The organism is Desulfosporosinus meridiei DSM 13257, assembly GCF_000231385.2.
Lineage (GTDB): Bacteria > Bacillota > Desulfitobacteriia > Desulfitobacteriales > Desulfitobacteriaceae > Desulfosporosinus > Desulfosporosinus meridiei.
The window spans coordinates 982,838-1,000,477 of sequence record NC_018515.1; the positions used below are offsets into that span (position 1 = coordinate 982,838).

Sequence of the window (17,640 nt, forward strand, 5' to 3'; positions counted from 1 at the left end):
TTTGCGCTGTTCTATAATGAAAGTCTGGAGGAGATATTGTGAAACGCATATGGTCGGCACCGAAATCTTCCGGACGTAGGTCGGAAATACTGGGAAATTTATTAGGGGTTTCGCCGATTGTCTCAGAGATACTGGTTCAAAGAGGGTATGAAAAGCCGGAAGAGGCTATTGAATTTTTGCATCCGACCCTCTTAAATCTAAATTCCCCTTTCTGTTTTTGTGATATGAGGAAAACCATAGAGAGATTAACTTTAGCCCTAAAGCGTCAGGAAAAGATACTCATTTACGGAGATTATGATGTTGATGGAGTGACAAGTACCACTTTATTATATAAAGTACTTATAGATCTGGGTTTTCAAGCGGTGGCCTATATCCCTCACCGCCAAGATGAAGGTTATGGTCTCCATGCTGAGGCCGTTGAGCGTGCTGCTAAGGCGGGAGTGAGTGTTATAATTACGGTTGACTGTGGAATTACAGCAGTCGCCGAAGTTATCCAAGCAAAAACCAGTAATATTGATATCATCATTACTGACCACCATGAACCCGGTCAAGTGTTGCCGGAGGCCTTTGCTATTATCAATCCTAAGCTTGAAAATTCAGGTTACCCATTTCGTGATTTAGCCGGAGTTGGGGTAGCGTTTAAATTGGCTCAGGCCTTGTTACAATCTCTGGGAAACCTTGAAGTAGGCATTCAAACGGAAATGTATCTTTTAGATTTAGTTGCTTTAGGGACTATTGCAGATCTTGTCCCGGTAGTTGGGGAAAACCGGATCTTTGTTCATTATGGTTTACGCCAAATGGAAGAAACCAATCACCCTGGCCTAGCTGCTCTTCTCGAGGAGTGTGGTTTAAAGGATAAACCACTTAAAGCTGGACAAATCGGCTTTATGGTTGCTCCCAGAATCAACGCTGCTGGGCGGATGGATAGCGCCCGAGCGGGGTTGGAGCTGCTCTTATCCGAGGATCCCGAACGAGCTAGTGAACTTGCCCGGCAGTTAACCAAAGAAAACCAAATGCGGCAGGAAACAGAAAAGGAGATCCTTGCAGAGGCCGTTTCCTTGTTAGAGGGTAAACCGCTGCCCAGAGTTATCGTTCTTTCAGCAGAAAATTGGCATCATGGGGTTGTGGGGATTGTGGCCTCCCGCTTGGTAGAACGGTATTATCGACCGGTTTTTATGATCTCGGAAGATGGGGATGAGGCTAAGGGATCTGCCCGTGGAATTCTGGGATATCCGGTTTTGGAACAATTAAGTCAACAGGCCCATCTTCTAACAAAGTTTGGCGGACATAGACAAGCTGCTGGCTTTTCTCTCCTTACAAAGGATATTGAAAAACTCAGAGAGGGCCTTAATACGCAAGCATTAGCCTTCGATGAAGCTCTGTTTCAAGAAGTCTTACGAGTTGATTCCTTAGTTACTCTGAATATGGTCTCTCCAGAATTACTTCGTCAACTTGAGCAAATGGCACCCTTTGGACTTGGAAATCCCGGCCCAATTCTAGCTTGTAAGGAAATTCCTGTGCATTCCTTGGGCGCTGTTGGGAAAGAACAAAGTCATATTAAATTTCGCTTTGGATCTAAAGGAGAACAAGAAGGGATTGCTTTCAGAATAGGAGAACGTTTACAAGATCTTCAGGAAAAACAAACCTTGGATGCCGCTTTTGCTCTCGATTGGAATACTTTTCGGGGGCGGGAGGATGTTCAATTAATGATTAAGGATGTCCAGCCTGAGGCAGATTGGACAGATCCTTTTATCAAAGATACTAAAGCTGATACATATCAGGAAATAGCTGCTACACTTGAGGAGCCGGAAATAGAATGGTTAGATTGGAGATATATGCCGAGGTCTGAATGGCCATTACAAAAAAATGAAGGTTTATGGGTTTGGGACAATAGGGGGAGTATGCCGACTCTTCGACTTGGGAATGATTTGCCTAATAGCGATAATTCACCTAAAAGTCTCATCCATGACAAGCATCTAGATGGCAATGAACAAGTAATAGTTAAGCAAAACCTTGGCATGATACTCGGCCTGCCGCTAACAGGTGAGGATTTCAAGGAGGGTGTCGAAAAGTTTCGGGAATTAGGTATATTTCGTATTGCACTAGCAGGATTTGAAAGCCCTCTTGAGGAAAGAGTTCGTCAGCGTTGTTGTTTTATATCTCGGGATGAGCTCGTTCAATTATATCGGGAACTCCAGACCAAATCGAAAACGGCTAACCCCTTTATTTGGGGTGGGAATCAAAAAGTATCCCAAGCTCAAAAAGCTGCCTTGAAGATATTTGAAGAGTTGGGATTTATCCAATGCCTAGGCGGATCAGACGAGTTCTTTCTAAAATGGATTCCCGCGAAAAACAAATTAGAGCTGGACTCTTCTTCGCGCTATCGCCTAACCAAAGAACGGTTTGATGAGGCATTAAAGTTTCACAAAGAATTATTAAATACAGTGCTTAAAGTTCTGTAAGAATTACTCCATTATAAGGTTGCTGAACTCAATTTGAAGTATGCTTAAAGAAAGGCGGCTTAAAGACATGGATTTTAGAGATCATATTCGCGTCATATCTGATTTTCCCAAGGAGGGAATTTCCTATAAGGACATTACTACTCTGCTTAAAGAGGGGGAAGTATATCACCAAGCTATCGATGCTTTTGTAGAAAAGATAAAACCTTGGAAACCTGATGTCATTGTGGGGCCTGAAGCCCGAGGATTCTTATTTGGTGCCCCGGTGGCCTATGCCTTGGGAGTAGGGTTTGTTCCTGTTCGCAAACCCGGCAAATTGCCTTCAAAAACAATTTCAGAGACATATGCTTTAGAATATGGATTTGATACATTAGAAGTACATGCAGATGCTATAAAGCCTGGAGAACGAGTAGTTATGGTTGATGATCTGTTAGCAACTGGTGGAACAATGTTGGCAACAGCAAATTTGATCCGAAAGATTGGGGCAGACGTGGTTGGCATGGGTTTTTTAATTGAATTGGCATTCTTAAATGGCCGTGAGAAGCTGATCGATTATCCGGTTTTTTCACTGGTAGAGTATTAGATTTGCAGCTTTCTGAGTGGTAGATCAAGTGTTATTGCAAGGATGAGAGGAGTTCACCTATGTCCTTCCCAGAATTATTAGTAAAAATGAAAAAGAAGTTTCCGCAATCACGGTTAGCAATAGTGGATAAGGCCTATCACTTTGCTGAAGTAGCACATAGGAACCAACTTCGCAACTCAGGGGAAGATTATATCTTACATCCCTTAGAAGTTGCTCAGATCTTGGTTGAACTTGAAATGGATGAGGCCACAATTGCAGCCTCCTTGCTTCATGATGTAGTGGAGGATACGGAATTTACTATTGCTGATATAGAAAAGGAATTTGGATCAGAGATTGCTTTGCTTGTTGACGGTGTCACGAAACTCGGTCGAATCGAGTATAAGAGTAAGGTCGAACAACAAGTGGAAAATTTACGAAAAATGTTTTTAGCAATGGCTAAAGACATTCGAGTCATTCTTATTAAACTAGCCGATCGCCTGCATAACATGCGCACTTTAAAATATCACTCAGAGCAAAAACAAAAAGAAATTGCTCAGGAAACTCTAGAGATATTTGCCCCTTTAGCTAACCGTTTAGGTATTTTTCGAATTAAATGGGAGTTGGAGGATCTTTCCTTCCGATATCTAAAGCCTCAGGAATACTATGACCTTGTTGAAGGAATAGCCCTCAAACGGCGAGAGCGTGAAGCCTATATCAATGAAGTAATTGTGCAAATGCGGGAACGTCTGGATGAAGTGGAGATTTTTGCTGATATTGCCGGGCGTCCAAAACATTTTTACAGCATCTATCGTAAAATGACCACCCAAAACAAAGATCTAAGTGAAATCTACGACTTAATGGCAATTAGAGTTATTGTAGACTCTGTCAACGATTGCTATGGTGCCTTAGGGATTATCCATACTATGTGGAAGCCGATACCCGGTCGATTTAAAGATTATATTGCCATGCCTAAGCCGAATATGTATCAATCCCTGCATACTACCCTAATTGGACTGCACGGAGAACCTTTTGAAATACAAATCCGAACCTGCGAAATGCACCGAACTTCAGAATATGGAATTGCCGCCCATTGGAAGTACAAGGAAGGAAGTAACAAAGAGTGCGCTACCAAGGGATCGAGTGGCAAAGACTGTGGTAACAAAACAACGAGTGTAAATTTCGAGCAAAAACTCTCCTGGTTGCGTCAACTGTTGGAATGGCAGCATGATTCTCGGGACGCCGGGGAATTTATGGAGTCCTTAAAAATTGACTTGTTTGCCGATACGGTTTTTGTGTTTACGCCTAAGGGTGATGTGGTTGAATTGCCTGCAGACTCCTGTCCCGTAGACTTTGCTTATCGAGTTCATACGGACGTAGGTCACCGCTGTGTAGGTGCCAAGATCAATGGCCGAATTGTTCCGCTTGAGACAAAATTAAATAACGGAGATATTTTAGAAATTCTTACCTCAAAACAAGGGAGCGGCCCCAGCCGAGATTGGCTGTCTTTTGTAAAAACCTCACAAGCTAAAAATCGAATTCGTCAATGGTTTAAGAAAGAACAGCGTGAAGATAATATCATACGCGGGCGTGAAAACTTGGAGCGTGAGGTGCGTAAGTTAGGCCTTGATCCCGCAGCTGTCCTCAAGCCGGAAAGTCTTATGGTTATTGGGAGGAATTACAACTTTGTTGGATTGGATGATCTATACGCTTCCATAGGAGATGGCGTACTGACCACCAATAAAGTTTTAATGCGCTTGCGTGAGGATCTTACCAAAGAAGAACGAGAGAAAATGCAGCTAGCCGCCCTTCAACAGGGGGAAGGTAAAGCACCGGCTCAGATTTCTTACGGGAAAGCATCCCATGGGGTTAGGGTTAAAGGTGTCGATAATGTACTGATACGTTTTGCCCAGTGTTGTAATCCTCTGCCTGGTGATTTGATCATGGGTTACATTACCCGTGGGCGAGGAGTTTCTATTCATCGTGAGGATTGCAGCAATGTCCTTAGTCACTCTGATGAAGAAAGTGATCGGATCGTTGAGGTTATGTGGGCAGAACAAGCAGACTCCACTTACCCTGTCGATATCCAAATCTATGGTATGGATAAGCCGCGTTTGGTCACGGAGGTCATGAATACAGTTTTAGATACCCGCACACATATTCTTGGGATCAATGCTCGAGTTGGTAAAGGGGATGTAGCCCATATCCAGCTGCGAATTGAGATTAGGAATCTAGAGCACCTTAAAATGGTTATGCAAAAAATACGTAAGGTGAAAGACATCACTGAGGTCAAGCGAATCCATTCGGGAGGAACCTAAAATGCGCAGTGTCATTCAGCGTGTAAAAAGAGCTTCTGTAACCGTGAACGGTGAAAGGGTGGGCAATATTGCTGAGGGTCTTTTGGTGCTCCTGGCAGTCGGTCAGGATGACGGAACGGACGATTTAAACTGGATGATTGACAAACTGGTAGGGCTACGAATTTTCGAAGACCAAGAGGCCAAAATGAATCGCTCTGTTCAAGACGTGGGGGGAGAAATTCTTATGGTATCCCAATTTACTCTTTATGGTGATTGCCGTAAGGGGAAACGCCCCAGCTTTTCGACGGCTGCGCCGCCGGATCAGGCTAAGGCTTTGTTCAATCAAGGGGTAGAGAGAGCTCGAAGTTACGGCCTAAAGGTTGAGACTGGGGTCTTCCAAGCAGAGATGGACGTTGAACTGGTTAATAATGGACCTGTGACGATACTCTTAGATAGTAAAAAGAATTTCTAAGGAGGTTTATTGAATGCTTGAAGGGCGAGCTATGGGTGCCATGGGGGCAAATTGTTATTTATTCTCTTGTGCAGAAAGTAAGAATGCTGTGGTTATCGACCCGGGTGCTGACGGGAAACGGATTTATCGCTGGATATTGGAGAAGGGTCTCAAAGTTGAATATATCCTGCTGACTCATGGACATATTGATCACATTGGTGCAGTGGATGAACTTCGAGAGTTATTGGGCAATGTAAAAGTCGGAATTCACGAGGGCGACGCGGGAATGCTAACTGATGGGAAAAAGAATCTGTCCAGTTATTTTGGACCTGGGCTGACCCTTAAGAAGGCAGATCTCTTGCTTAGTGACGGGCAAGAACTTATGATTGGCAAAGAACAACTAAAAGTTATAGCCACACCAGGTCATTCTCCGGGTAGTGTTTGTTTTCTGTGTTCTGACGGGTTGATTAGCGGGGACACCCTGTTTGCCGGTTCGATTGGCAGAACTGATTTTCCGGGAGGGTCAATGGATCAGCTTTTAAGTGGGGTCAAGAATAAGCTTTTGCTGCTTCCTGAAAATACTCGAGTTTTCCCCGGCCATGGAGAGGAAACCAGTATCGAGGAAGAAAAGCGGGATAACCCGTTCTTAGTGTAACCCTCATGCTTTATTGACAACCCCAATTGTATTTGATAAAATATATCGATCAATGGTAAACGTCTGTTACCACAATCGCTTAAAATATCAATGTAGAAGGCTCAAAACACAAAACCTATTGGAAAATTCCGCGTTAACCTTTCTCCAGGGAGGGCTTGCATGACTGGAACCAGCCTGAAAGACGCACGGTAGGACAGCCAATAAGGGGGCCTTTTTACAACCGGATAGTCTCGTTAACGACTGTAAAGTGGGCGGAGTAATTCCGTCAATTAGGGTGGCACCACGAGAAGCTCTCGTCCCTTGCGCAAAGCAAGGAACGAGGGCTTTTTATACTATTAGTTTAAGGGGGAATATGATATGGCAATTCAGCGTCCTAAAGGGACTCAAGATTTATTGCCGGGAATAATTGAACAATGGCAATATCTTGAAGAGACCATTCGCTCAGTTTGCCGCGAATATGGGTATGAAGAAATTCGGACACCGATGTTCGAAGCAACAGAACTCTTTCAAAGAGGTGTTGGTCAGACTACTGACATTGTAAAGAAAGAGATGTATACCTTCCAGGACAAAGGGGATCGATCTATGACCCTGCGTCCGGAGTTGACGGCGTCAGTTTGCCGTGCTTATGTAGAGGACAAGCTCTATGGCCAACCTCAACCTGTAAAATTGTACTACATTGGTCCTATGTTTCGCTATGAGCGCCCTCAAAGCGGACGTTTTCGCCAGTTCCATCAATTTGGAGTAGAGGTATTGGGTGCTGACCAACCGATTGTGGATGCAGAAGTAATCAGTTTAGTTTGGAATTTATATAAACGTCTTGGACTAAGCGGCTTAGAAGTTCATGTGAATTCTGTGGGATGTCCGGTTTGTCGGGCCAGCCATCGTGAGCAGCTTCAGGAGTTTCTGATCTCTCGCAAGAAAGATTTGTGTAATGATTGCCAGGAGCGTTTTGATCGTAACCCTTTGCGTATCTTAGATTGTAAGAACCCTTCCTGCCAAGAGGTGACTGTAGGTGCACCGACAACCAGGGATACTCTTTGTGAGGACTGCAGTACTCACTTTGAGAAGGTTCTGGCCATTTTAGGCAGGGCGGGAGTTGTGTATCGAGTTAATCCTCGTTTGGTAAGAGGCTTGGATTATTACACAAAAACTGCCTTTGAAGTTATGGTCGAAGAAATTGGAGCTCAGAGTGCAATTTGTGGGGGAGGCAGGTACGATAAGCTGGTTGAAGAAATTGGCGGACCTGCTACTCCCGGGATTGGCTTTGCCATGGGCATTGAAAGGGTTTTAGCGGCCCTTCAGGTTCAAAATAAACTGCCCGAAGAAAAGCCAAAGCAATTTGCTATGCTGATCGCACTTGGCGAGAAAGCCCAGATTGAGGGGTTTGCGCTGCTGACTGCCCTGCGGAGCAAAGGCATCCCTGTTGGAATGGATTTGCTGGGACGTAGTTTGAAAAACCAACTTAAATCAGCTAATCGCCAGGGAGCCTCCTTGGCCTTTATCCTGGGAGAAGAAGAGCTGGATCGAAATGTCCTCGTTATACGAGACTTAACATCAGGAGAGCAGATGGAAGTTCCGTTAAATGATGCAGTTGAAGAAATATTTATGAAGTATCAGAGAGGTGTTTGACATGACAGTATTTTCAGAACGTATACAAAATGGTGAATTAGGATTAGAAAAAGTGGGAGAAACCGTTCGTTTGTTAGGATGGGTTCAGCGCCGTCGTGACCATGGGGGCTTAATCTTTGTTGATTTGAGAGATCGCTCCGGTATTGTCCAAGTGGTTTTTGACCCGGAGAGAATGGGTGCTGGATTTACAGTAGCAGAAAGCTTACGTTCAGAGTTTGTCGTCTCTATTCAAGGACAAGTAATTGCTCGTCCTGAGGGTATGATTAATCCTAACCTTGTCACCGGAAAAATCGAGATCGTTGCTTATTCGTTAGAAGTTCTCAACGGAGCTAAAACTCCACCCTACTATCTGGTGGATCAAGTGGATGTTGATGAAACCGTGAGATTAAAATATCGCTATTTAGATTTGCGTCGCCCGGAGATGCAGTCAGTGTTTAAAATTAGACATAGAGTTACTCAAATTATGCGTAATTTCTTTGACAGTCAAGATTTTTATGAAATCGAGACTCCCATGCTCAACAGATCTACTCCTGAAGGTGCACGGGATTATCTGGTTCCAAGCCGCGTACACCCGGGTGAGTTTTATGCTTTACCACAGTCCCCACAATTGTACAAGCAACTCCTTATGGTAGGTGGTATGGAGAAGTATTTCCAAATAGCTCGTTGTTTCCGAGACGAGGATTTAAGGGCTGATCGGCAACCTGAGTTTACTCAACTGGATGTGGAAATGTCTTTTGTTGAAGTGGAAGATATCCTTCCTATGATGGAAAAGTTAATGGTTAAAATTTTTGCTGAGGCTGTGGGAAAAGAGGTTTCTATTCCTTTCCCTCGTTTAACGTATAAAGAGGCTATGGATCGTTACGGGTCGGACAAACCGGATACTCGGTTTGGGATGGAATTAATTGACGTAGGGGATCTGGTTGGAAAATCAGGATTTAAAGTATTCGCTAATGTTGTTGCCGGCGGCGGGAGTGTCAAATGCATCTGTGCAAAAGGGTGTGCCGGGATGCCTCGTCGAGAAATTGATGATTTAGCTAAATTTGTGAGTACCTATAGAGCTAAGGGCTTGGCCTGGATCGTCATGGCTGAGGAAGGAATTAAGTCCCCCATTGCCAAGTTCTTTACTGAGGAAGAGATGGCCGCCCTAATTGATCTTACCCGTGCCGAGACTGGGGACATCTTGTTCTTTGTTGCAGATACCTATGCCGTCGTTTCGGATGCTTTAGGACATTTGCGTTTAGAACTAGCAAAACGCTTAGGGTTAATTGAAGAAGGGGTGCTTCAATTCTTGTGGGTCACGGAATTCCCACTCTTAGAATATGATGATGAACAAAAACGCCATATTGCGATTCATCATCCATTTACTGCACCAATGGATGAAGACTTACCGCTGCTTGAGAGCGAGCCTCTAAAGGTTCGAGCAAAGGCCTATGATATGGTTCTTAATGGAACTGAGCTGGGAGGCGGAAGTATTCGGATTCATCGTCGTGAAGTCCAAGAGCAGTTATTTAAGTTACTTGGATTTTCTGAGGAGGAAGCAGTGGCTCAATTCGGATTTCTCATGGAAGCATTTGAATATGGCACCCCTCCTCATGGAGGAATTGCCTTCGGCCTAGATCGAATGATTATGCTCCTAACTGGAAAAGATAATATTCGAGACGTGATTGCCTTCCCGAAAACTCAAAGTGCCTCTGATTTAATGGCCCATGCTCCTTCGCCAGTTGCGGATAAGCAAATTAAAGAATTGCATATACGAACGAATATTGAGGAGTCTGTTGCTGACAAAAAATAGTGTGGAATTGATGGTGGAAAATAGGGTCTTTTATTTCAAAATAACTCTTTGTAGCGATATGAAGAATCTTCTGAAGTTATTGACGTTTATTGGTCAGTGAAGAGTTGACACGGAAGGAAGCATTGGCTATAATATTAATTGTAGCTACCCCCTTAGGGTATCGGAGGATGCATAGCATGACGAATTCAACCCCCTATTCAGAATCCAAAGATGATATTGTACGTAGGCTTAAAAAAATTGAAGGCCAAGTAAAAGGGATTCAACGTATGGTCGAGAGTGACAAGTATTGTGTAGATGTCTTGATTCAGGTTGCTGCAGTTCGCGCTGCCTTGAATAGAGTTGGCACGATTGTCTTCGAACACCATTCACGGGGATGTATGCGCAATGCCGTGGAAAACAATAATCAAGAAGCTGCAATTGAGGAGCTTATTGGGGTGCTCGCGAAATTTATCAAATAAATCATAACTGATTAGGAGGAATTAAAAATGGCAGGTGCGAATGTAAAAACGTTTAATACAGCAAATTTTGAATCAGATGTTTTGAAGTCTGAGCAAGTAGTGTTGGTAGATTTTTGGGCTCCTTGGTGTAGTCCATGTCGTATGGTTGCTCCTGTTATCGATGAACTTGGCGATGAATATCTCGGTAAAATTGTCATCGGTAAAGTTAATGTCGACGAGAATGGTCCTATTTCCAGTCAATATGGAGTTATGAGCATCCCAACCTTGGCAATTTTCAAGGGTGGCAAAATGGTTGATAAAATCACTGGCTTCCGTGGAAAAGCAGATTTAGTAAAAATGCTGGATTCCCATATCTAATTTCGCATGATCCCTCTTTAATTAGAGAAGGATTAGCAGCAAATCAACTACTCAAATGCACAATGACGATAGGAATAAAAGCGACGCCCGATAAAAAGTTGGGCATCGCTTTTATTTTACTATCAAAGTATAAAACGAAGGTTATAGACCAAGCAGGCTAATAGGTGAAGAAGACAGTGTCTTCATCTGAAGCGTAACTCTATGCTGACGAGTTTCTAATTTATTTAGATGCTTTGGGATTCAGAAAACGATCTTTTCCTATTTCTGAGGGAACGTAAAAGGTTTCTCCTTGAGCGGATGAGGGCAGGTAGGTTTGGTCAACCCAGTGATTAGGGTAAGCGTGGGGATAAAGATACCCTTTTCCGTTCCCTAATTTGTCTGCACCTGGGTAGTGAGCATCTTTAAGCTGGGCGGGTACTTCTCCGGTAGGGTGTTTTTTTACATAATTCAGGGCCTTATCGATGCTGGTGACAACACTATTGCTTTTCGGCGCTGTTGTGATCGCCAGAACTGCCTGAGCTATAGGAATTCTTGCTTCAGGTAAACCTAACCACTCAAGTGCATTGGCAGCGGCATGGGCTTGTAGCATGACCATTGGATCAGCTAGACCAACGTCTTCTGAGGCGTGGACTATAATTCGGCGAACGATAAAACGTGGATCTTCACCTGCTTCTAATAAAACTGCTAACCAATAGAGTGCAGCATCAGGATCTGAACCCCGCATACTTTTAATAAATGCGGAAATGATGTCATAATGATTATCTCCTGATTTATCAAAGCGGATAGCCCGTTGTTGAATAGATTCTTCAGCAATTTCCAGGTTAATTCGTCGGATTCCGTTTTCCGGTGGAGTTGTCAAAACCGCCAATTCTAAGGCGTTAAGAGCGCGACGTAAATCTCCATTGGCAAAATTGAGCCAATGTTCCCAGGCGTCAGAGGATATTTCCACCTGATATTGGCCTAACCCTCGCTCTGTATCCTTTAAGGCCTGCTCCAGTCCAAGGCGAATTTCTGAAGGTTCAAGTAATTCAAGTTTAAAAAGCGTGGAGCGGCTGAGGAGTGCGGAGTTTAGTTCAAAGAATGGGTTTTCTGTTGTTGCTCCGATGAAGGTTATGGTTCCGTTTTCGACGGCAGGCAAGAGAGCATCCTGCTGACCTTTATTGAAGCGATGAACTTCATCACAGAATACTAAAGTTCGTTTTCCGTAAAGATGTAGTTCCTCTCCTGCCTGGGTAATAATTTCGCGGATGTCTTTAACACCGGAAGTAACTGCATTGATACGAACAAAACGAGAGGTTGCTTTAGCAGCAATCACTTGTGCTAAGGAAGTTTTTCCGGTTCCCGGTGGTCCATAAAGGATTAAGGATGAAACCCGGTCTGCCTCAATAGCTCGACGCAGGAGTTTTCCGGATCCTAATATTTGAGTTTGACCAATATATTCGTCAAGTGTTCGGGGACGCATTCGCTCCGCAAGGGGAGCGACTTGATGTTGATTAAATGTAGCTGAAAAAAGATCCATGATTACTGTTCCTTTCAATACTCTAAGCATCCCGAGGCTTTTTGATGAATTATATCATGCGGATCAGACAAATGCTTATTGTAAGTGAATTTGCGTTAAAAATTGTTACTCAGATCACAGTAAAGAGCTCCATTTTAGGCTAATATATTAAGTGGATAACTTCAGAAGCATAGTGAACATCAGACTTGACAAATCCCGAGTATTTTAATAAGATATAAACGAATAAAGAATATAAAAAGAATAAAGGTTCAGATCGCGGAAAAGAGGTGAGGGTGTTTGAAACTCTCGACCAAAGGTCGATATGGCGTAAAAGCCATGTTTGATTTAGCTCAACATATGGGTGAAGGTCCGATTTCTTTGAAAAGCATTGCAGAGAGGCAGGGTATATCGGAACATTATTTGGAGCAGCTTGTTTCCGGTTTGCGTAAAGCTGGGCTGGTTAAAAGTGTTCGAGGTGCCCAAGGTGGTTACTTATTGGGAAAAGAACCGGATAAGATCAAAATCGGTGATATCATCCGTGTATTAGAAGGGCCAATTGCCCCGGCTGATTGTGTGTCAGAGGAGGATCCGGAAGTTTGCTCTAAAGCTGAGTTTTGTGTCACTCGGACAATTTGGGAGAAAGTTAGGGATTCCATCGCGGAGGTTCTTGATTCAATCACACTTGAAACAATGCTGGAAGATGCCAAAAAGATTGAATCGGATCGAAGCTTATATATGTACTACATTTAGACTATTTGCATCAAAGTTAATTACAAGGGAGTGAGCCCAATGCGGAGAGTATATTTAGATCATAGTGCAACAACCCCGGTTGACCCTGAAGTGGCTTCAGTTATGATGACATATTACACGGAAAAGTACGGAAATCCCTCAAGTGTCCACGGTTTTGGTAGGGAAGCTAAACAAGCTTTAGAGCAAGCCCGTACTCAGGTGGCCGAATTAATCGGAGCTAATCCTAAGGAGATTACATTTACCAGCGGAGGAACTGAGGCAGATAATTTGGCGATTCTCGGAACTGCTGAAGCGCTTCGCACCAAGGGTAAGCATATTATTACTTCGTGTATTGAGCATCACGCTGTTCTAGAAACTTGTGAGCATTTGGAAAAAAACGGATTTGATTTAACCGTTATACCTGTCGACGAAGAGGGAGTAATATCCGTTGACGCCGTTCAGAAGGCTATCAGACCGGACACAATTTTAATTACTGTCATGCATGCTAATAACGAGGTTGGATCGATTCAACCTATTGCAGAAATCGGCAAGTTGGCCAAGGAACATGGAATTGTTTTTCATGTTGATGCGGTTCAGTCTCTGGGGAAGATTCCGGTTAATGTTGATGAGCTGAATGTAGACTTGCTTACTGTATCGAGTCATAAGATCTATGGCCCTAAAGGAGTAGGGGCACTCTATGTTCGCAAAGGAGTACGAATTGTACCCTTGGTTCATGGAGGCGGGCAAGAACGTAAGCGACGCTCGGGGACTGAGAATACTCCGGGAATCATTGGGTTTGGCAAAGCCTGTGAGTTAGCAGGGCAACGAATGGCTGAAGATGCGCAAAAGCAAATAAAACTCCGTGACAAACTAATGAATGGTATCTTAGACCGTATTGAATTTGTAAAAGTTAATGGACCTTTAGGGGAAAAGCGTTTACCCAATAATGTGAATGTCAGTATTCGTTATGTTGAAGGGGAGTCCTTGTTGCTCTCTCTGGATATGTTAGGTATAGCGGCTTCCAGTGGTTCGGCTTGTACCTCAGGTTCACTTGATCCTTCCCATGTTTTACTTGGTATGGGGTTGATTCACGAGATCGCCCATGGTTCACTGCGTTTTTCCCTTGGGCGTCAAAATACAGAAGAAGAAATTGACTATGTCCTTGAACAATTGCCTAAGATTGTGGAGCGGTTGCGAATGATGTCTCCCCTATATGATCAGGTTGTTCGTTCAAAACATGTATAATAAGGAGTGAGGAAGAAATGTATACAGAAAAAGTAATGGATCATTTTACAAATCCCAGGAATGTAGGGGAGTTAGAAAATGCAGACGGTGTGGGGGAAGTAGGGAACGCCAAGTGCGGGGACATTATGCGTATATATTTAGATATCGAAGGGGACATTATTAAAGACGTAAAATTTAAAACCTTTGGCTGTGGAGCTGCAGTTGCAACCAGCAGCATGGTGACTGAAATGGTTAAGGGAAAAACCATTGATGAAGCAATGGAAATCTCCAATAAAGCTGTAGCTGAAGCGCTGGGGGGACTTCCCGAGTCGAAAATGCATTGCTCTAATTTGGCTGCGGATGCCCTGCATAAAGCTATCGAAAATTATCGCGATAATCATCAAAAAAAGGAATAGATGAAAAATGACTCTGGCTGCAAAACCTAAAGTTGTTGTGGGTATGAGTGGCGGTGTGGATAGTTCCATGGCCGCCGCTTTGCTCAAAGAAGAAGGCTATGACGTGATTGGGGTTACTTTACAGATCTGGGATCCAACAGGTCCAGAAGTCGAAGGGGGTTGTTGCTCTAACTCGGCTATCGATGATGCCAGAAGAGTTGCTTTTATACTTGGAATTCCCCATTACGTCATGAACTTTCGTTCTTATTTTAAGGAGACTGTGGTAGATTATTTCACCCAGTCTTATTTCTATGGAGAAACCCCAAATCCTTGCTTGGCCTGTAATAGGCATGTTAAATTTGGAGAGATGCTGCGAAAAGCTCGTGGATTAGGAGCTGAGTTTATCGCAACCGGTCATTATGCCCAGGTGCTTAGGGATCCGAACAGTGAACGCTTTCTTTTAAGCAGAAGCGCAGATCAACGCAAGGATCAGACCTATGCTCTGTACATGTTGACCCAAGAACAGCTTAAACATACCTTATTCCCTCTAGCGGATTACAAAAAGGAGCATATTAGGGAAATGGCCAGAGAACGTGGCCTTGGTGTGGGAGATAAACCTGAAAGCCAAGAGATCTGTTTTATCCCTGACGATGATTATGCTTCTTTTCTAAAGGAACGCTCGGAAATTCCTATTAAGCCCGGTGATTTTGTTGATCTGGCAGGAAAAAAGCTGGGTCGGCACGAAGGTATAATCCATTTCACCGTTGGACAGAGAAAAGGTCTAGGAGTTACCTTTGGTAAGCCAATGTTTGTCGTCGGACTAAATCCTGAGCGTAATGAGGTGGTCTTAGGTGAAGATAAGGATGTCTTCACAGATACCCTTTGGGCCGAGGATCTTAATTGGATATCTATACCTGAGTTAACCGAACCTATAAAAGTCCATGCTAAAATTCGTTATAACTCATCTGGTGCGCCGGCTACAATTATTCCGGGAGAAATCGGATCAGGGTATGGAGTAATGGTTCAATTCGATGAACCTCAGCGTGCAGTGACTCCGGGGCAGGCAGTGGTCTTTTATCAAGGAAACTTAGTGGTTGGCGGGGGGAAGATTATCTCTGATCCTCGGGGCCGAGATCGAGGTTCGAAGTCCGTGGTTCGTGATTAGACTTAGGTATGAATAAAGTTTGATGTAGCAGGGCAGAGTATAGATAGAAATTATTTTCAGCGAGGTGGAAGAACGATGAGACGCTCTCGTGAGATTGTCGGATTACCAGTCTTGGATTTAAAGAGTGGAAATTCTATAGGTTGGGTACATGATCTGGTTCTTGACAATGATAGAGATGAGGTAGTCGGAGTTCTCCTGGAAGGTGGGCACTTTTTCCACTCTGCGAAAGGTATTCCTCGGAAGGCTATTGTGACTGTTGGCAAGGACGCCCTTACTGTTAATGAAAAGACTATAGAAGAACTTAAGGGGACACGGTGGTCTGACAAAGTAGGTAATGAAGTCTATACTCAAGGTGGAGACGCAAGAGGTACAATTGAAGATGTTTTTCTTGATGATTCCATAGAAAAAATGGTTGGATTCGAGATTTCCGACGGTCTTTTCTCTGACCTGCTTCATGGGCGGGGAACGATTCTGAAGCCGCATGTTATGATCGATGGAAAAGATATCTTAATTGTTGATAACCAAGTATCCCCCTTGGATCAAGCAAATGAAGGGGGAATGCGATCATGAATTGTCCGGTTTGCGGTGGAAGAGCTATAGGGAAAGTTGGCGTTGAGCAGTTTTATTGTTGGGACTGCTGTGTTGAGTTTGCTACCCAAACAGATAAAGTGGTTATATATGATTTGGCTGAGGACGGTTCTCTAGTTGCCTGGGATGATCCAAGCCTTAATCCAAATGTTTCTTGTGCTGCTATTGAGTGACTTGTTTATATTTATTTCACTTATCCTATGGATAATAAAAGCGCGCATCGCGCGCTTTTTGATTTTTGTAAGAGCTCTCTTGTTTTTAGGAAGGCCTTTAGGCCTTTTGTCTTCAATGTCAAATAGAGGTTTGAGTTTTTGTTAGAACCTTGAAAGGAAGTGTGCTTTCTTGGCTTATGAAATCTAAGAATTATAAGTGGATTTTCGTAGGAATATGTTCCCTGCTGGGGATGTTGATTCTTTTCAGGGTAAGAGCAATTCTCGGTCCGTTTTTCTTGGCTTTTGTGCTTGCTTATTTGTTAAATCCATTAGTGAATGCTCTTGAGGGTTATAAAATAAGCCGAAATAAAGCCATTGCCCTTGTTTTTATCTTAATCATTACTTGCTGTGCTACGGCTATTTTTTTGGTGATTCCTATAATATATAATGAACTGAGTAAATTAGTAGTAATCTTGCCTCAGACGATTCAGTCAGTTACGGATACTATAGAGGAATTTAGAAACCAATTCAAGGCCACAGGTTTACCTAGTCGGGTTGCCCTCGTCTTAGATGAACATTTGGTTGAAGGGGAGAGTATTCTTGCTGACCGACTTAATCTTTTTTTAGATAATTTGCCCAAAGCACTATCCTCAGTGACTCTTTACATGCTATCACCGGTGATTGCCATCTATTTTTTGGCTGACTGGAAGGACTTAAGAGAAGGGTTTTTCCGGATTATCCCCCAACGCTGGAGGATGGAATGGAGACGGTTATGGCAAGATATTAACCATGTTGTCAGGCAGTATTTAAGAGGAGATCTATTTGTCGCCATAATCGTGGGGACTCTTATAGGCATAGGTGTAAGGTTGGTTGGAATGGATTATGCCCTCTTAATCGGACTTATCTGTGGAGTTTTTGACCTCATTCCTTATTTTGGGCCGGCTATTGGAGCGGTTCCTGCGGTACTATTGGCCTTAACCCATTCCCCGGTTATGGCTTTAAAGGTAGGTTTGATTATTTTCTTTGTCCAGCAACTGGAGGGAAATGTAATATCACCAAAGCTTATGGGTGACAGTGTCGGTCTTCATCCTCTCTGGATTGTATTTGCCCTCTTAGCTTTTGGAGAGATTGCCGGTTTTTGGGGCTTGTTTTTAGCGGTTCCTTTGGCTGCGGTTATTCGAGTTGTTTTTAAACATATTTATTTTCGGCTGGTGTCAACAAAAGTTTAATCT

17 protein-coding genes are annotated in these 17,640 nt (G+C 43.4%); 16 read left to right on the forward strand and 1 reads right to left on the reverse strand.

Annotation, left to right across the window (positions count from 1 at the left end; all coding sequences use genetic code 11):
- Positions 1-35: 35 nt before the first annotated feature.
- From recJ to trxA, 9 genes are all read left to right on the forward strand, one after another.
- A complete protein-coding gene (gene recJ, locus DESMER_RS04530) occupies positions 36-2,462 on the forward strand; it encodes a single-stranded-DNA-specific exonuclease RecJ (RefSeq protein WP_042333377.1) in 2,427 nt (808 codons plus the stop codon).
- Between the two features lie 67 nt (positions 2,463-2,529).
- Positions 2,530-3,042 (forward strand): adenine phosphoribosyltransferase, encoded by a 513-nt coding sequence (locus DESMER_RS04535; RefSeq protein ID WP_014901889.1) that lies wholly within the window; start codon positions 2,530-2,532, stop codon positions 3,040-3,042.
- Between the two features lie 59 nt (positions 3,043-3,101).
- Positions 3,102-5,336, forward strand: a complete 2,235-nt coding sequence (locus tag DESMER_RS04540) for a RelA/SpoT family protein (RefSeq protein WP_014901890.1) — start codon at positions 3,102-3,104, stop codon at positions 5,334-5,336.
- A gap of 1 nt (position 5,337) precedes the next feature.
- Positions 5,338-5,787 carry a D-aminoacyl-tRNA deacylase gene (gene dtd, locus DESMER_RS04545; RefSeq protein WP_014901891.1) on the forward strand — a complete coding sequence of 150 codons (450 nt, stop codon included), beginning with the start codon at positions 5,338-5,340 and terminating at the stop codon, positions 5,785-5,787.
- Between the two features lie 13 nt (positions 5,788-5,800).
- Positions 5,801-6,421 (forward strand): MBL fold metallo-hydrolase, encoded by a 621-nt coding sequence (locus tag DESMER_RS04550; RefSeq protein ID WP_014901892.1) that lies wholly within the window; start codon positions 5,801-5,803, stop codon positions 6,419-6,421.
- 357 nt (positions 6,422-6,778) lie between these two features.
- Complete coding sequence (gene hisS / locus DESMER_RS04555; protein WP_014901893.1) at positions 6,779-8,050, forward strand: histidine--tRNA ligase; 1,272 nt, start codon at positions 6,779-6,781, stop codon at positions 8,048-8,050.
- Position 8,051: 1 nt separating this feature from the next.
- Positions 8,052-9,842: an aspartate--tRNA ligase gene (gene aspS / locus DESMER_RS04560; RefSeq protein WP_014901894.1), complete on the forward strand. Its 1,791-nt coding sequence runs from the start codon at positions 8,052-8,054 to the stop codon at positions 9,840-9,842.
- A 176-nt stretch (positions 9,843-10,018) separates the two neighbouring features.
- Positions 10,019-10,300: a metal-sensitive transcriptional regulator gene (locus tag DESMER_RS04565; protein WP_014901895.1), complete on the forward strand. Its 282-nt coding sequence runs from the start codon at positions 10,019-10,021 to the stop codon at positions 10,298-10,300.
- A 27-nt stretch (positions 10,301-10,327) separates the two neighbouring features.
- Positions 10,328-10,657 carry a thioredoxin gene (gene trxA, locus DESMER_RS04570; RefSeq protein WP_014901896.1) on the forward strand — a complete coding sequence of 110 codons (330 nt, stop codon included), beginning with the start codon at positions 10,328-10,330 and terminating at the stop codon, positions 10,655-10,657.
- 220 nt (positions 10,658-10,877) lie between these two features.
- Here the strand turns inward: trxA and DESMER_RS04575 are convergent, their stop codons facing one another.
- Positions 10,878-12,176 carry a replication-associated recombination protein A gene (locus DESMER_RS04575; RefSeq protein ID WP_014901897.1) on the reverse strand — a complete coding sequence of 433 codons (1,299 nt, stop codon included), beginning with the start codon at positions 12,174-12,176 and terminating at the stop codon, positions 10,878-10,880.
- A gap of 276 nt (positions 12,177-12,452) precedes the next feature.
- Between DESMER_RS04575 and DESMER_RS04580 the strand changes: the two genes are divergently transcribed.
- The 7 genes from DESMER_RS04580 (at position 12,453) to DESMER_RS04610 (ending at position 17,637) form a co-directional block, all read left to right on the forward strand.
- Positions 12,453-12,905: an RrF2 family transcriptional regulator gene (locus DESMER_RS04580; RefSeq protein WP_014901898.1), complete on the forward strand. Its 453-nt coding sequence runs from the start codon at positions 12,453-12,455 to the stop codon at positions 12,903-12,905.
- Positions 12,906-12,944: 39 nt separating this feature from the next.
- Positions 12,945-14,129 (forward strand): cysteine desulfurase NifS, encoded by a 1,185-nt coding sequence (nifS, locus tag DESMER_RS04585; RefSeq protein WP_014901899.1) that lies wholly within the window; start codon positions 12,945-12,947, stop codon positions 14,127-14,129.
- Between the two features lie 17 nt (positions 14,130-14,146).
- The gene (gene nifU / locus DESMER_RS04590; protein ID WP_014901900.1) at positions 14,147-14,524 is read left to right on the forward strand and encodes a Fe-S cluster assembly scaffold protein NifU; all 378 of its coding nucleotides are present in this window, start codon (positions 14,147-14,149) and stop codon (positions 14,522-14,524) included.
- Between the two features lie 7 nt (positions 14,525-14,531).
- Positions 14,532-15,668 carry a tRNA 2-thiouridine(34) synthase MnmA gene (mnmA, locus tag DESMER_RS04595; protein WP_014901901.1) on the forward strand — a complete coding sequence of 379 codons (1,137 nt, stop codon included), beginning with the start codon at positions 14,532-14,534 and terminating at the stop codon, positions 15,666-15,668.
- A 75-nt stretch (positions 15,669-15,743) separates the two neighbouring features.
- Entirely contained in the window at positions 15,744-16,238 is a 495-nt protein-coding gene (locus DESMER_RS04600) for a PRC-barrel domain-containing protein (protein ID WP_014901902.1), read from the forward strand.
- Positions 16,235-16,429 carry a hypothetical protein gene (locus tag DESMER_RS04605; RefSeq protein ID WP_014901903.1) on the forward strand — a complete coding sequence of 65 codons (195 nt, stop codon included), beginning with the start codon at positions 16,235-16,237 and terminating at the stop codon, positions 16,427-16,429. The genes DESMER_RS04600 and DESMER_RS04605 overlap by 4 nt, the downstream gene beginning before the upstream one ends.
- A 176-nt stretch (positions 16,430-16,605) precedes the next feature.
- Positions 16,606-17,637: an AI-2E family transporter gene (locus DESMER_RS04610; protein WP_014901904.1), complete on the forward strand. Its 1,032-nt coding sequence runs from the start codon at positions 16,606-16,608 to the stop codon at positions 17,635-17,637.
- The last annotated feature ends 3 nt before the right edge of the window (positions 17,638-17,640 follow it).

Excerpts from the sequence above, each read along its gene's own strand:
- hisS (WP_014901893.1), top strand. The coding sequence starts at position 6,779 with ATGGCAATTCAGCGTCCTAAAGGGACTCAAGATTTATTGCCGGGAATA.
- DESMER_RS04600 (WP_014901902.1), top strand. The coding sequence starts at position 15,744 with ATGAGACGCTCTCGTGAGATTGTCGGATTACCAGTCTTGGATTTAAAG.
- aspS (WP_014901894.1), top strand. The coding sequence starts at position 8,052 with ATGACAGTATTTTCAGAACGTATACAAAATGGTGAATTAGGATTAGAA.
- nifU (WP_014901900.1), top strand. The coding sequence starts at position 14,147 with ATGTATACAGAAAAAGTAATGGATCATTTTACAAATCCCAGGAATGTA.
- DESMER_RS04575 (WP_014901897.1), bottom strand. The coding sequence starts at position 12,176 with ATGGATCTTTTTTCAGCTACATTTAATCAACATCAAGTCGCTCCCCTT.
- DESMER_RS04540 (WP_014901890.1), top strand. The coding sequence starts at position 3,102 with ATGTCCTTCCCAGAATTATTAGTAAAAATGAAAAAGAAGTTTCCGCAA.
- trxA (WP_014901896.1), top strand. The coding sequence starts at position 10,328 with ATGGCAGGTGCGAATGTAAAAACGTTTAATACAGCAAATTTTGAATCA.
- dtd (WP_014901891.1), top strand. The coding sequence starts at position 5,338 with ATGCGCAGTGTCATTCAGCGTGTAAAAAGAGCTTCTGTAACCGTGAAC.
- nifS (WP_014901899.1), top strand. The coding sequence starts at position 12,945 with ATGCGGAGAGTATATTTAGATCATAGTGCAACAACCCCGGTTGACCCT.
- DESMER_RS04550 (WP_014901892.1), top strand. The coding sequence starts at position 5,801 with ATGCTTGAAGGGCGAGCTATGGGTGCCATGGGGGCAAATTGTTATTTA.
- mnmA (WP_014901901.1), top strand. The coding sequence starts at position 14,532 with ATGACTCTGGCTGCAAAACCTAAAGTTGTTGTGGGTATGAGTGGCGGT.
- DESMER_RS04610 (WP_014901904.1), top strand. The coding sequence starts at position 16,606 with ATGAAATCTAAGAATTATAAGTGGATTTTCGTAGGAATATGTTCCCTG.
- DESMER_RS04605 (WP_014901903.1), top strand. The coding sequence starts at position 16,235 with ATGAATTGTCCGGTTTGCGGTGGAAGAGCTATAGGGAAAGTTGGCGTT.
- DESMER_RS04535 (WP_014901889.1), top strand. The coding sequence starts at position 2,530 with ATGGATTTTAGAGATCATATTCGCGTCATATCTGATTTTCCCAAGGAG.
- DESMER_RS04565 (WP_014901895.1), top strand. The coding sequence starts at position 10,019 with ATGACGAATTCAACCCCCTATTCAGAATCCAAAGATGATATTGTACGT.